We start from the raw sequence: 13,892 nt of genomic DNA on the forward strand, positions 1-13,892 counted from the left end.
TATTGTGATTTCATTAGAGGAGGTGGTGTTTATGTAAAAAGCATAAAAAAATCCCTAAGCACAAGACTTTTGCGGGTCGTGCTTAAGGAGTCCGGATAGTTAGGTAAATGCTAACTATATGGGTATTATACCTAACTCCTTCTTAAATAGGAAGAATCAAATACTTTTTAAAGGAGTAAATCAAAAAATGAAGAAGAACTATAAGTTTATGATTGAGCCCCAAAATATCATTACAGAAACAACGATGGCCTTAATCCCGTATTATACGGACACCGCTAATTTACATTGTCAGATGGTAGGGAAATACGGAGACATAAATATACAAGAAAGTCCTTTACATATTTTGAAGGAAAGCTGTCTTTTTTATGGTTGTGATTTTGATGGCAGCCTCCAATCCTCCCGCAAAATTTTGGAGGGGCAAAAAATCCTTCCTATTATGGTGAGCGTAGAATTTGAATATTGTATGATTCCGTTATCTTCACCAATGAAAAAGGATTGTATCTGGATCGCCTTTCAGCATATTAATCGCATTATTCCCGATGGTGAGAACTCAATTATCCTATTTAAGAACCAGGACATGCTGGAGGTTAACATAACAAAAAGTTCGTTAGATAGCCGTATAGGCAAAGCTTCTCGTTTGGTTTGTACCTATCACTTTCGACGGAAAATGGTGAAAGATCTCCGAAATGGAAACCTGAGTGTAGCCGAGGATCAGAGGGATTATAAGAAGGGACAAGGGGACTGGTGAGCTGTCCCAATTTGGATAATGAGATTACGAGTGTGAGTCCACATACATATAGTTTTATATTAGGGGGAGAGGGACAATGAACCTGTCCCCTCATCCCACTTGGTTAATCCACCTGGAACAGGTAAAATAATTATAATAAGTTCTAGTACTTAAAATGCTAAATAATAAACAGGTGTGATCCAATGAGAATCAAAACATTAGTGATAGCTCCTTACCCCGCCATGACTCATTTAATAGAGGACTGCCGGCAGGAGGAGCAACAGCTTGATATACATATGAAGGTTGCGAACCTTCAGGAGGCGATTCCGGTTGCGAAGGCAGCGGAGGATCAAGGCTTTGATGTCATCATCAGCCGCGGTGGAACCTCCAAGTTAATTGAAGATGAGGTCAATATCCCGGTCATTGATATACATGTGTCAGGCTATGACATGCTTAGGGTGCTGACGCTCGCGAATGATTTTCCAGGTAAAAAAGCGATTGTCGGCTTTTCGAATATTACATTAGGTGCAAAGGCGATTACAGACTTGCTTGAGATTCATATTGATGTATATACCGTTGAAAGAGCGGAAGAGGTAGATTCTCTTGTTGAAAAGCTCAAGAAAGAAGGCTATGAGCTCATCATGGGTGATGTTATTACCATGGATGCGGCAACAAAGCATAATCTGGAAGGAATTCTTATCCAATCCGGCAGGGAAGCGATATTCGAAGCTTTTCATAAGGCAAAGTCTATTTATCGTCTCCATCAAAGACAGCAACAGGAGATTGCCTTATTCCGTTCTCTTCTAGAGGAGTCGTCACCAAACATGATTGTGTTATCACAGGACGGAACAATGATGTATCAGCATTGGACAGATTTTAATCAGTGTCCAGTACCAATAAAGAAGCTCAAAGATTACATACAGGAAAAAAACGACCTAAGTAATGAAGTTAGTATCATTGAAACAAGTGAGCAGCAGTTAGTAAAACAAAAAGTGAAGAAGAAAGTAATTGGTCAACAAGAATATTATTTGTTTCTATACACTAAGGCGGCGACTCATCACATTCATCAGCAAGGGTTTCATGTTGAAACGATATCACAGCAGCCTATGATGATTTCAAATAGTCATGTGATGAAAAGATGTGTTCATTTAATTGACAACAACTTAAAGAATGATCAATGGCTTCTTATTGGACCTGAAGGAACTGGAAAGAAGCTTATTTCTCAGTATATTCACTATAAAAAAGGTAATGGTCATGGGCTTTATGCAAGTGTATCAGCGGAGAATCTTTTAGTGTTCCAGAATAAAATTGATCCTGATATACGAACTCTTTATATAAATGAAGTGGAAGCTTTATCCTCAAAAGAGGTTAAAAAGCTTATGGTGATGATAGAGGACCTGAAAAGTGATGACTTAACTATTGTCCTTGCTCTGACAAAGGAGGAAGAGGGCCTTCATTCTCTTATTTATCACCAGGATGTAGTGCGGATTCAAATCCCTTCATTAAAAGATCGGAAAGAAGACATTAGACCCCTGGCCACTTATTTTATCGCTGCTTTTCACGGTCAAATTGGTACATCTGTCATTAAATTGAAAGAAGATGCGATCGCGCTTTTAGAAGAATATTCATGGCCGGGTAATGTCGCACAGCTTCGATCTATTCTTCACACAGCTGTTTTAGAGGAAAAGGGATATGTACTTGGGAAAAAACTCCTCCAACAGCATCTTGATATACAAGAAGAAGAACCAATCACAGCGGTTAAGGAATTTCTTTCTGGCACATTAGAGCAAATAGAAAAAAGAATTATTGAGCATATTATGCATGAGGAAAATCATAATCAAACAAGAGTTGCAGAGCGGTTAGGGATTAATCGCTCAACTTTATGGCGCAAGCTGAAACAATAATGTTCAGCTTGTTTTTTATTTTGTTGCAAAATACAACAATTTTATTTTAATGTGTTGCAAAATATTTTGAAAGCCGTTACAATAATCCCTGTAACCGATTACTTCATAGTTTAAGTGTTTAATATTGAAACAATTATAAAAGGAGTGTTAAAATAATGAAGATAAAAGCAACTTTAGATCGAATTCCTGGCGGTATGATGGTTGTACCGTTGCTAATTGCAGCATTCATTAATACATTTTTTCCTGAATTATTACGCATTGGCAACTTTACGCAAGCGTTGTTTGTAGATGGAGCCGGAACATTAATTGCTCTCTTCCTATTATGTACAGGGGCACAAATTAATGTGAAATCATTTGGTGTATCAGTTGGGAAAGGGGCAACTCTTTTAGCAACAAAGTGGGCAGTAGGTGCGGTGTTTGGATTAATCGCTTACATGCTTGCTGGTGACAATGGATTATGGCTAGGGTTAGCACCGATTGCGGTTATCGCAGCAATGACAAACAGTAATGGCGGATTATTCGTCGCGTTAGTTGGTCAGTATGGCAACAAAGAAGATCGTGCAGCGTATTCATTATTAGCGCTTAATGACGGACCGTTCTTAACAATGATTGCGCTATCTATTTTCGGCGCTATGGGCTTTGTTGATGGAATGTTCTCTTTGACATCATTCATTTCTGTGTTACTTCCAATCTTAGTTGGTATGGTATTAGGTAACCTTGATGAAAACATGCGTACGTTCTTAGATAAAGGAAGCTCAATGTTAATTCCATTCTTCGCATTCGCGCTTGGTATGGGCATTGATTTTGGAGCGATCCTTGAAGGTGGATTAGCAGGTATTATTCTAGGTGTATTAACAGTCTTTGTAACAGGTACGGCTGGATATTTTGTCTTTAAAGCATTGAAATGGAATCCGATTGTTGGAGCAGCGGAAGGTTCAACAGCAGGAAACGCGGTTGCTACACCAGCGGCGATTGCTGCAGCAAATGCAAGCTTTGCATCAGTCGTAGATATTGCGACAGTACAGGTGGCGGCATCAACGGTAACAACAGCGATCTTACTGCCAATCTATGTTGGATTCCTCGTCAAACGATTAGAGAAAAAAGGTTATAAATTTGAACAAGAAGACGTAAAAGAAGCAAACGTCTAAGGGTGTGATAAGAGTGGAGAATAAAATTGGCATTATATCTGATGATTTAACAGGTGCAAATGATTCAGGTGTACAATTAGCGAAAAAAAATCTATCATCAACCGTTGTGTTTGATTATCAAACATCAACTGTTGCAACAAAGCCTGATGTGTTGATCGTCGATACAGACAGCCGTGCAAAAAAAGCCGAGGAAGCATATGAAGCAGCGTGCAAAGCTGCTTCATTCCTTCTAAAGGAAGGCTATCAGCATGTATATAAAAAGGTTGATTCAACATTAAGGGGAAATATGGCGGCTGAATTAACAGCGATCGAAAAGGTGTATCAGCCGGAGGTTGTTGTGATTGCACCAGCGTATCCGAAAATGAAACGCCAAACGATTCGAGGAAACCATTATGTTAATGGTGCTTTAATTACAGATACAGAGTTTTCAAAAGATCCTAAAACACCTGTAACAGAGGCATTTATTCCGGAATTATTGAAGCAATACCAAGAACGTGATATCGCTTTAATTGATAGCCGTATGCTGGAACAAACCATTGAACAAATCAACCAAACGATTTTTACGTGCCTCAATCAAGGGGTAACATGGTTTGTATGTGATAGTGAAACAGAGGAAGAATTACAGAAGGTTTGTGAAGTTTTTTCAAAGCTAAACAAGAAAACCGTTTGGGCTGGCTCAGCTGGATTAATTGAATATTTGCCAGATGCACTGCAGCTAACGTCTTCTCGTGAAGCAAACCAGCATGAAATCAAAATCGAAAAAACATTGATTGTGTCAGGGAGTTTATCTCAAGTAACAAGGGAACAATTATGTAAGGTAGAATCTTTAGATCATTCTTTATTTATAGAGGTTGATCCTACGACTCTAGTAAAAAATACATTTGAGGTTCAACACTATATTGATCAATTAAAGCAAGATACACAGTATAATCATTATGTGCTATATGTGGAAGCCTCTGAGGAAAATCGTCTTTCTGCGAAAGAAGCTGGAGACGAGCTTGGCTTTACATTAACAGAGGTAAGTGAAGCCATTTCGAAGGGCTTAGGCAAGATTTCGAATGGACTACTGGAGTCTTGTTCTTCAATTCAAGGCTTAGTGCTAACAGGTGGAGATACGGCTAAGGCGGTATGCTCTGAGCTTCATATTTCTGAGATGGAGCTTTATTCTGAAGTAGAACCAGGACTTCCATTTGGCAGACTGCGCAGCAAGGATAAAAGCTATTGGGCTGTCACGAAAGCTGGCGGATTTGGACATGAACAATCATTAGTCAATGTAGTCGAATACATGGCAAATAAAAGAAGGGTGAGAGTATGAGTCAACTAAAACCAATCGTTGGAATTACAATGGGAGACGCAGCAGGCGTTGGACCGGAAATTATTTTAAAAAGCTTAGCGAAAGAAGAAATGTATGACCTAAGTCGTCCGCTTGTCATCGGAGACAACAAAATCCTCGAAAGAGCAAAGAGCTTTGTGAATAGTGAGCTGATCATTGAGTCTATTTCAGCAGAACGTATTCAAGATCTTCCTTATAACTTTGGTACTGTCTACTGCTTGGATTTAAATCTATTAGATGAAAATCTTCCAATCGGTCAAGTATCGCCAGAAGCAGGGCATGCGGCATTTGAATATTTAGCGACAGCTATCGAATTAGCAAAGGAAAACAAAATTGACGCCATTTGTACTGCTCCATTAAACAAGGAAGCTTTACACAAAGGCGGTCATAAATACCCTGGGCACACAGAAATTTTGGCTGACTTAACAGGTACGGAAGACTTCTCGATGATGCTATCTGCACCAAACCTAAAAGTAATCCACGTCACAACACATGTTGGAATTATCGACGCGGTTAAAATGATTAACCCGGAACGTGTATACCATGTGATCAAGCTTGCACATGACACGCTAAAAAAATCAGGTATTGAATCTCCTAAAATTGCTGTTTGCGGAATCAATCCACATGCTGGAGAAAATGGTTTATTCGGCTATGGAGAAGAAGAAGAAAAAGTCATTCCAGCTGTTGAAAAAGCACAAGGAGAAGGAATCGATGTTGTTGGTCCGCTGCCTGCCGACACATTATTCTTCCGCACTGTGCGCGGAGACTTCGATATTGTTGTTGCCATGTACCATGACCAAGGACATGGACCAGTTAAGGTTCTTGGATTAGATGCCGGTGTCAACATAACCGTCGGCTTACCAATCATTCGAACAAGTGTTGACCACGGCACAGCCTTTGATATCGCAGGTAAAGGAATTGCAGATGAAAAAAGCTTAATGGAAGCCATCCGTCAAGCAGTCGAATTTGCAGGATAGGGACAAGGGGACAGGTTCGTTGACCCACTCTTGGAAAAGAGAGACACGGGTAAATCTGTCATGCCTATTTTAGATGTAACTCTAGTTAAGGGGGGACAGGGACAAGGGACCTGTCCCCCCGTTCCAATTTAATAAACCCCAACCTTATCCCAAGCTGACTTCACTGCATTATAAGCAGTACTGCCGCTGCCATATAAATCCGCAGCAGATTGTAGCAAGGCTGCACGTGCATAACTAAAGTTACTTGTCGGTGTCAAATAAACTGTTAAAGCACGATAGTAAATCTTTTCCGCCTGAGCTTTTCCAATACTGTTAATCGTATAATATGCTGCTTTATTTGGAATTCCGCTGTTTGTATGAACTCCGCCATTATCAGAGGTTGTATTTACATATTGATTCATGTGCTCCGGCTGTCCGTACAGAGTAGGGTTTGATAGACTTCGTAATGCATCACCTGGTTGGTTAGGCGTGTATACATCTTCACCCATTAAGTAATCCTGCGGATCCAGGAAATAGCCAAACACATCGGAGAAGGATTCGTTTAATGCTCCTGATTGATTGCGGTATTCAAGTCCAGCTGAGCGTTCTGTGACAGCATGTGTTAATTCGTGGGCGACAACATCAAGTGCTCCTGACAGTGGAGCAAAGACACTTCCATCCCCATCTCCGTAGACCATTTGTGAACCGTTCCAAAAGGCGTTGTTGTAGTTTCGGCCGTAGTGAACTGTTGAGCGGATGGTTGCTCCGTTGTTATCAAAGCTGTTTCGTCCATGTGTGTTTTTATAGTAGTCATATACCTTTCCGGCGTAGAAGTGTGCATCAACATCAGCTCCCTGTGAAGAGGATGTCCATACATTATCACTATCTTCCGAGCGGTATCCTGGATACATCGAACGGTTTTTTGCCGTAAACGTTTCGATGACCCCATTCATTGGCTTTGTGACATCGTATAAATAATACGTTCCCCCAGAGGAGTAGGTGTTTAGCGTTTTGGCGTCACCTAATACTCCATATCCAGAGCCTGTAGTGCCTGCATCATTTACTGCGTTATAGGCATCGACGATTGCTCCATCCTTAGCATCCACGAAGATTTGCCAGTTTGCTCCGTATGGCTCGATGAATTGGAGCTGGACCTTGTAAGCTAATGTGTACGACCCATCATGTTGATGAATCACTAAGTCCTTTTTCACCTGAGTGTGCTCAAAATTTGAAAGCTCATCTTGCAAGTCCTGTCCAATATTTGTTTGTTCTTCGGTTAGGTTGATTTCCTTCCAAGCTAGGTCTATTGCCTTTTGGCCGGAAATAGATGGTTTAGTGCTTGTTAGCTTGTTTGAGGCATCAGGATAAAGTTGTCCGGCTTTTGTTGTGACTTCATTTTGCTCATTCGTGTGAACTGAGAAAATCGCGCCATCAATTGGTACTCCGTTTATTGATTGAGCAAATGTAAAGTGAGTCATCCCTAATTCATCAGTTTGTTTTTCTAATAGAGTTAATTCTTTTTCAGGATTGATTTTAAATAATTCTTTGTTGGCTTTGAGGAAGTCTTTTGCGTCCTTGGCTGTTTTGACCTTTTGCTTGGAAAGCTTGCCAGATAGAAAGTTCGGTACATCTTTGCCTTTTTCGATGAGCTTTTGCTCTATTTTCATATTTTCCATCAGTTTTTCAGAAGGTGTTTGGGCAAATGATGCAGAAGGTAGAAGTGTGCTGAATGCTAGTGAGGTACTAAGTACAATAGTGGCTAATTTTTTTGATGACATGTTTTTAATCCCCTTTACCATTAATTTAGAGATTAGCTAATCTAGTAACCGGTTATGTTCAGTTTATGAGGTTGCTAGATTCCCGTCAAAAAGGGTTAGGGGTGCTAGAGTTTACCTGGAGGCTAAGAGATTTGTGCCAAACAGCAGTACTTGTTATTTTAAAATATTATATAATTTTAAGCATATTTCTAAAAAAGAGAAAGGTAACATTAGCTGACAAGAGAACTTTCATGGTATGTTTACTGTAGTATATTTTAAATATTCAGACGAATAAAAGGGGGATAAGGGATATGTTTGAATCTGTTGAAATCGGGCATGTAATAAGGAGTTTGCGGAAGTCATTAAATTTGAGTCAGCAGCAATTGGCTGAAGGTATTTGTACACAAGCTCAGATTAGCAAGATAGAAAATTCAAACGAGATTCCATCATCCTTGATCCTGTACAAGCTATCAAGAAAGCTTGGCGTTGAGATGAATTATTTTTTTGAAATAGCAGAGACTCCTCGTCTAGACTATGTGCGAGATGTGTATAAAATGATGAGGTTTTTTATAAGAGAACGAGATTATGAATCGGTTTCTCATATTGTCAAACAGGAAAAGAGAAATCCTCTGTTTCAATCTGTGAACCATCGGCAATTTTTCTTATGGCATGAGGGAATTTGCGATTTTTACCTAAATAAGAATATTACGAGCGCTGTATCAAAAATAAAGGATGCACTCTCCTTGACCTACAGTCATCACCGTGTGCTTATGAAGGAAAGAGAAATTGAAATAGGAAATAGTCTTGCTATTCTTTATAAGGAGCAAGGAAAATATGAGAAATCACTTGAGCTTTATCATAAGCTTCTTGACAGTATGAAGGCATTGGATGATTTAAAAGATGAAACAATTCAATTAAGAATCTATTATGGGATCGCAAAAGCGCATACAGACCTTGGCAACTATCAAAAATCACTCATTTTTTGTCAAAAAGGTATCCGAAAGGCATTGAAGCTGGAAACAATGTATTTGTTAGGGGAACTATATTTCCAAAGCGGTTCCAACTATTATCGCATGGGGGATGTTGAAAACGGTGCTTCTTACATGAAAAACTGCCTCACCATTTTTAACCTCCAAGGTAAAAAGGAAATGATCCGCTTCGTCGAAGAATTAGAAGATAAGCTGCTGCAAATGCATCATTCATAAAATTGTTGGAATTATTCCAATTATTATAAAGGAATGTGCACGAGTGACAAAAGTCATAATAACAGCTAGTTAATTAGTAGAAATCAACTACAGGGAAGAAAGCGGTGTTTTTCTATTATAGATATAATAAGGATACATTCATTTAGGGGGTTTATGATAAATGAAACGTTTAATGACAGGTATTATTCTAACCGCAGGTCTTATATTTTCTAGTTTTTCGTTATTAGTAGACTCACAACAAGTTGCTCAGGCTGAAGTACTTTATTCAACTAGTACTCCTTTCTATAATGATTTGCCTGATCAGCATTGATTTTTTAATGTGATATTGAACAAAACCCGAATTAGTGCTAATTCGGGTTTTTGGGTATTGATTTAAGCACAATGTTCCACTGTCTGCTAGTATTTTTTACACAGTAAAAGTATTTCATAGGATCATAGTAAGAAAGACTCTTTTTCTATACAACGGACAAAAAATGCTGAATTTTGTTGAAACACTATAAGTGTAATCATTTCTTTCCAAAGAAAGGTGGTGAAATGATGAAATTACGGAGCTTGCTTTTAAGTGGTTCTATTGTTTGTGCAGGGCTCTTTTTTCCTAACGATGCTTTCGCTGAAAAGCCTGAACAAGCTCAGAAGACTAGTGAAGCAAAAGAAATCGTTGAACCGATGAAAGATCAAGATACAATCTCAAATGCTTCCTCGAATGAAAATTCGGTCAAACAAAAGCCGAAGCAACCTGTAAAGGAAGTAGTTGAGAAAGCTGAAGTTATTTCTGCTCAGGCCAGTGAAAAAGCCGGGCAAAAGTTGCCGGAGATAGCAAACGAAAAGGCTCAGCAAGCAGTCCAAGAAGCTAAGGGAAAAAATGAAAAGGCTTTAAAAGTGATACATACTACTGAAATGGAAACGAATCAATCAGTAAAGAAATCTGTCTCTAATCAAAATAAGGAAAAAACACAAACAAGTGAAAAGCAGAAGGAGACGTCACCAAAAGATCCTTCGATGAAAGATGAAAAAACGTCTGCACAGCTTGTTAGTGAAAGAAAGAATGTCGAAAAGGCTTCTTCTAAAACCCTTGATAGATCAGAGGAAGATCAAACTGTTAAAACCATGAAAGAGTCTAATGATGATACGAAGGACAAGCCTGGAGTTGAAGAGAAAAAGAACCTTCCATCTATTCCGGATAACGGTCTTCATGCAAAGGTGAAAATTCATACTATAACAAACCAAAAGGCACCAGATGGACCATCAAAGGACCGTTCAGGAAATGGGTCGTATTCAAGTAGTATTTTTGATAAATTTTTATATGAATCAGAGAAGTATTTAAGTTTAAAGCGAATTCAGCCATTTATTTCTCGGCAATTTGAATTACGCAATCAATGGGATCACGCACCTCCTTCTCCACCGCCACAAGAATCTCCTTTTCTTTAAAAATAACTGTAAATAAATTTTTAAAACAAAAAGGAGAGACTAAAAATGAAATTTAAAAATAATGTAGTTAAATCATTGGTGTTAGCTGGAGTCGTATCAGTTGGTGTTTTTGCAGGGGGTCAAATTAGTGAAGCAGCTGCTCCAGTAGATGCAAAACAAGTTAAAGCGGTCAAAGTTGAAAAAGCTTCAGACTCGAAAGTAGAAGTGAAAACGAATAAAGCTCAGGCAAGCGTGAACGCTAGTGTAACAGCAAAAGAAAACGCGGCACCAAACTCTGCAGTACATGGAAAAGCAAAAGCTGCTGCTGGAGTTGAAGCAAAACCTGAGGTGAAAGAAGAGCAAACTGAAGCTGTTGTTGAAGAGGTTAAAGAAAATAAATCTGCAGCTAATAAAGCAAAATCACAAGCAAGTGAACATGCGAGCGTAAATGCAAAACTACATGCAAATGAAAACTCTGCAGTTCATGCAGTAGCTGAAGAAACAACAGAGGCTACTGAAGAGGTTGCAGCAGAAGTAGAGGAAACAGTAACAGAAGAAGAAACAACAGAAGCAGCTGAAGAGGTTGAAACAGAAGTAGAAGGAAAAGTAACAGAAGAAACAACAGAAGCAGCTGAAGAGGTTGAAACAGAAGTAGAAGAAAAAGCAACAGAAGAAACAACAGAAGCAGCTGAAGAAGTAGAAACAGAAGTAGAGGAAACAGTAACGGAAGAAACAACAGAAGCGACTGAAGAAGTAAATCCATCTACTGTAAACAAAGCTGAAGCACAAGCAAATGCAGAAGCAAGTGAAACAGCAAAATCTCATGCACATGTAAACGCTGCTGTTCATGCGGCAGTTGTTGAAGAAGAAGTAGCAGAAGAAACAACAGAAGAAGCGGATGTGGAAGCTGCTGCAGAAGTAGAAGTAGAAACAGAAGTAGAAGCTGTAGAAGAATAAGATTTTGATGAAGAGCCGGAGTATTGATACTCCGGCTCTTTTAATGGGACAAGGGGACAGGTGTATTGACCCACTTTTAGTAAGGGGTTACTAATGTATCTTGGTATTCATATATTTACTTTAACTTAAATTAGAGGGACAGCGAACCTGTCCCCCTGTCCCGCTTTTACCTTTCCAAAACCCCAATGAAAAAGGACTCCCACTTTTCTTTTGATGAAAGGTTGTTAAAAGATTCCCTTTTTAGATAGGTAGGTTTCATTCTTGTCACAAACCTAGAGTTACCATGTGACTGTTTTGAAGTCATGACAATCTGTCCAATTTCGGCGCCTTCCCTAATTTCCTGGATATCACCTGATCTTAGTCCCGTTTTAACAGCCTTCTTCTCAAGCAAACCGTTCTTATTTAAATGGTAAACAAATGCCTTCTCATCCTGTTTCACAATTGCGTTTTGTGGAACAGTAGGAACCTTTAATGCTTGATCTAATGTGATTTTTACATCAGCTGTGGAGCCGATTGGAAGTGTATCTACTTGCTCTGTAAGTGTTGCTATATATGGATAGACATTCTCCTTACCTATCCTTGGTTCATCTTCAGGGTAGGTATGTATTTCGGTTAGTGTTCCTTCTAGTTTTGTTTTCTCTCCAGAAACGTTTGCGTTAATGGTCATATCAACTTTTGCCTTTTTCAGCTGTTCAGCCGTTAATGTTCCTTTGATGGCCAAAGTAGTTGAAGCTATTGTTACAACTGGGTTTCCGAGCTGGTCATTAACCTCTTTGACAATGCCGTCGATTTCACTAATCATCATCGCTGAATCACTTTTCTCGTTTATCAGACTAATTTGTGTTTCGAAGTTTTCAATTTTATCTTCAAGCTTGCTTTTTTCAAGCTCCTGCTTGTAAATTTCCTGTTCAATCTGACTGATGATCATATCATTTGAGGTAGTGTCTTCCGTTTCTTCTGTACTATTTAGCTCCTCTTCAAAGCTGAACACTGAATCTAGTGCATAGCTGCTAGTGGAGGGTGAAGAAATGGAAGCTTGATAGTCCAAGAGCTTTGAGATGTATTCGTCAATGCTGAAAATTTCTCCTTCTGCCTGGTTTATATCAGCTTCTAAGCTTTCTCTTAATTGGTCAAGCTCAGGAGTTGCATACTCGAGCAGCGGAGTACCAACTGTTACTTCATCACCTTTTTTAACAAGAAAGCGGAGGAACTCTTTATCAGTATCATCAAAATAAACCTTATATTCCTCCTGAGGCATTAGAATCCCCTTCGTATCAAACGTTTTGATGACATTGCGTTCTTGAACCTTTGTCCAATCTTCAACATAAACAGTGTGCGCTGCTTTACTATCTTTTTTCCATATTAAATAGGTATTTAGCGTTATAAAGCTAATACAAAAGAAGATGAGCGAGAAAATAAACCATTTTTTCATTGTAACCACATCCTTACTAATACAGGCACCTCGATATATGCCATAAAAGCGTGTAAAAGCCAGCTTAATAGGTAAAAAAGAACAATTATTAAAAGAGTTAAATATTTATTTTTATCAGCAAGTCTCACCAAATAAAAAGTAAGTAGTGTGATGGCTGCAAGTTGAAACAGTGTGATTGAACCGAAAAAATGAATCAAAAATTCATGTTTGAACAAGTATTGGGCGATAACCCCTAAAGAAAAGGGATTGCTAACCTGGTTTAAATTGAAAAAAACGAGTACAGGATATGTCATTGCCTTTTCTAGTAAATGAATAGTGAAGACAAACATCTGGACAATCAGAGCCTTTTTATAGGAAACCTCAAGAGTAACCCAATAAATGAAGGCAGGAAACCAAAAAAGTAGAGTGGTATAAAGTAAGCTTGAGATTAGCTTCCCTGCTAATAAAAAGACCTTCCCAGCCTCAAACTCATCCTTAGAAAAATCCGTAATCCCTCCGGAGTACGTTTCTGTTCCAATACCAAAATAGCCACTAGTGAAAAAAATAAGTGCACTGAGTAGATAGAGAAACACAACTCTCCAGCCTGAACCTGCTGTTGTCTCAGCCTTTTGTAGTTGATAGAGGCTCACTTGCGGGCGGAAAATTCCCTTTAAGATTGATGTTTCATATATCATATAAAGTCTCCTAACTTATAAACTTACCTATCTAGTTTATACGATAATGCCGAAGAATACCGTTGAAATTTGTCGATTTAAATAATTAATAGGGCGATATTGGAGAAAATTGGACAAACTACCCAGAAATCTCGTATTTACAATGTTCTTGCCTCAACTTCTACTTTTTAAAAAGAATAATAATAGGAAGATTATCCTGAAATTAGATTGTATGTAATAAATGAATGGAGAATCACGTACTATTTCTCGAACTTGTGAAAAGCATCTAAGAATTTCTAGTCGACATGAAACAAATGTAAATATTTAAATGAAATGTAAATTGAGTGTTAATTTATTGTGTAGTTTTATGATCTCTAGTATAAAAACTTTTGTCTATCTTATATATTTATCAC

The 13,892-nt window shown here is 38.6% G+C and carries 12 protein-coding genes; 9 read left to right on the forward strand and 3 right to left on the reverse strand.

Going from position 1 to position 13,892, the window contains the following annotated elements:
• Positions 1-187 precede the first annotated feature (187 nt).
• From AC4GZ8_RS12860 to pdxA, 5 genes are all read left to right on the forward strand, one after another.
• Positions 188-748, forward strand: coding sequence for a competence protein ComK (locus AC4GZ8_RS12860; protein WP_491082260.1), 561 nt, complete (start codon positions 188-190; stop codon positions 746-748).
• A 182-nt stretch (positions 749-930) separates the two neighbouring features.
• The gene (locus AC4GZ8_RS12865) at positions 931-2,631 is read left to right on the forward strand and encodes a PrpR N-terminal domain-containing protein (protein ID WP_491082261.1); all 1,701 of its coding nucleotides are present in this window, start codon (positions 931-933) and stop codon (positions 2,629-2,631) included.
• Between the two features lie 155 nt (positions 2,632-2,786).
• Positions 2,787-3,779 (forward strand): 2-keto-3-deoxygluconate permease, encoded by a 993-nt coding sequence (locus AC4GZ8_RS12870; protein ID WP_491082262.1) that lies wholly within the window; start codon positions 2,787-2,789, stop codon positions 3,777-3,779.
• A gap of 13 nt (positions 3,780-3,792) precedes the next feature.
• On the forward strand, positions 3,793-5,094 hold the full coding sequence (locus tag AC4GZ8_RS12875; protein WP_491082263.1) for a four-carbon acid sugar kinase family protein: 1,302 nt from the start codon (positions 3,793-3,795) through the stop codon (positions 5,092-5,094).
• On the forward strand, positions 5,091-6,089 hold the full coding sequence (gene pdxA / locus AC4GZ8_RS12880; RefSeq protein WP_491082264.1) for a 4-hydroxythreonine-4-phosphate dehydrogenase PdxA: 999 nt from the start codon (positions 5,091-5,093) through the stop codon (positions 6,087-6,089). Before AC4GZ8_RS12875 ends, pdxA begins: the two co-directional genes overlap by 4 nt.
• A gap of 128 nt (positions 6,090-6,217) precedes the next feature.
• Here the strand turns inward: pdxA and AC4GZ8_RS12885 are convergent, their stop codons facing one another.
• Positions 6,218-7,846, reverse strand: coding sequence for a M4 family metallopeptidase (locus tag AC4GZ8_RS12885; protein WP_491082265.1), 1,629 nt, complete (start codon positions 7,844-7,846; stop codon positions 6,218-6,220).
• Between the two features lie 290 nt (positions 7,847-8,136).
• Here AC4GZ8_RS12885 and AC4GZ8_RS12890 point away from each other — a divergent pair, with 290 nt between their 5' ends.
• The 4 genes from AC4GZ8_RS12890 to AC4GZ8_RS12905 all read left to right on the forward strand — a co-directional run bounded on the left by AC4GZ8_RS12890 (position 8,137) and on the right by AC4GZ8_RS12905 (position 11,394).
• Positions 8,137-9,030, forward strand: a complete 894-nt coding sequence (locus AC4GZ8_RS12890; protein ID WP_491082266.1) for a helix-turn-helix domain-containing protein — start codon at positions 8,137-8,139, stop codon at positions 9,028-9,030.
• A 160-nt stretch (positions 9,031-9,190) separates the two neighbouring features.
• Positions 9,191-9,340, forward strand: a complete 150-nt coding sequence (locus tag AC4GZ8_RS12895) for a hypothetical protein (protein ID WP_491082267.1) — start codon at positions 9,191-9,193, stop codon at positions 9,338-9,340.
• 227 nt (positions 9,341-9,567) lie between these two features.
• Positions 9,568-10,458, forward strand: a complete 891-nt coding sequence (locus AC4GZ8_RS12900) for a hypothetical protein (RefSeq protein ID WP_491082269.1) — start codon at positions 9,568-9,570, stop codon at positions 10,456-10,458.
• A gap of 45 nt (positions 10,459-10,503) precedes the next feature.
• Complete coding sequence (locus tag AC4GZ8_RS12905; protein WP_491082270.1) at positions 10,504-11,394, forward strand: hypothetical protein; 891 nt, start codon at positions 10,504-10,506, stop codon at positions 11,392-11,394.
• A 166-nt stretch (positions 11,395-11,560) separates the two neighbouring features.
• On the opposite strand, the gene AC4GZ8_RS12910 is transcribed toward AC4GZ8_RS12905, so the two are convergent.
• Complete coding sequence (locus AC4GZ8_RS12910) at positions 11,561-12,826, reverse strand: efflux RND transporter periplasmic adaptor subunit (RefSeq protein WP_491082272.1); 1,266 nt, start codon at positions 12,824-12,826, stop codon at positions 11,561-11,563.
• Positions 12,823-13,500 carry a hypothetical protein gene (locus AC4GZ8_RS12915; protein WP_491082273.1) on the reverse strand — a complete coding sequence of 226 codons (678 nt, stop codon included), beginning with the start codon at positions 13,498-13,500 and terminating at the stop codon, positions 12,823-12,825. Before AC4GZ8_RS12915 ends, AC4GZ8_RS12910 begins: the two co-directional genes overlap by 4 nt.
• Between the last annotated feature and the right edge of the window lie 392 nt (positions 13,501-13,892).

The organism is Metabacillus sp. RB-C-LZQ-3-1 (assembly GCF_058315175.1).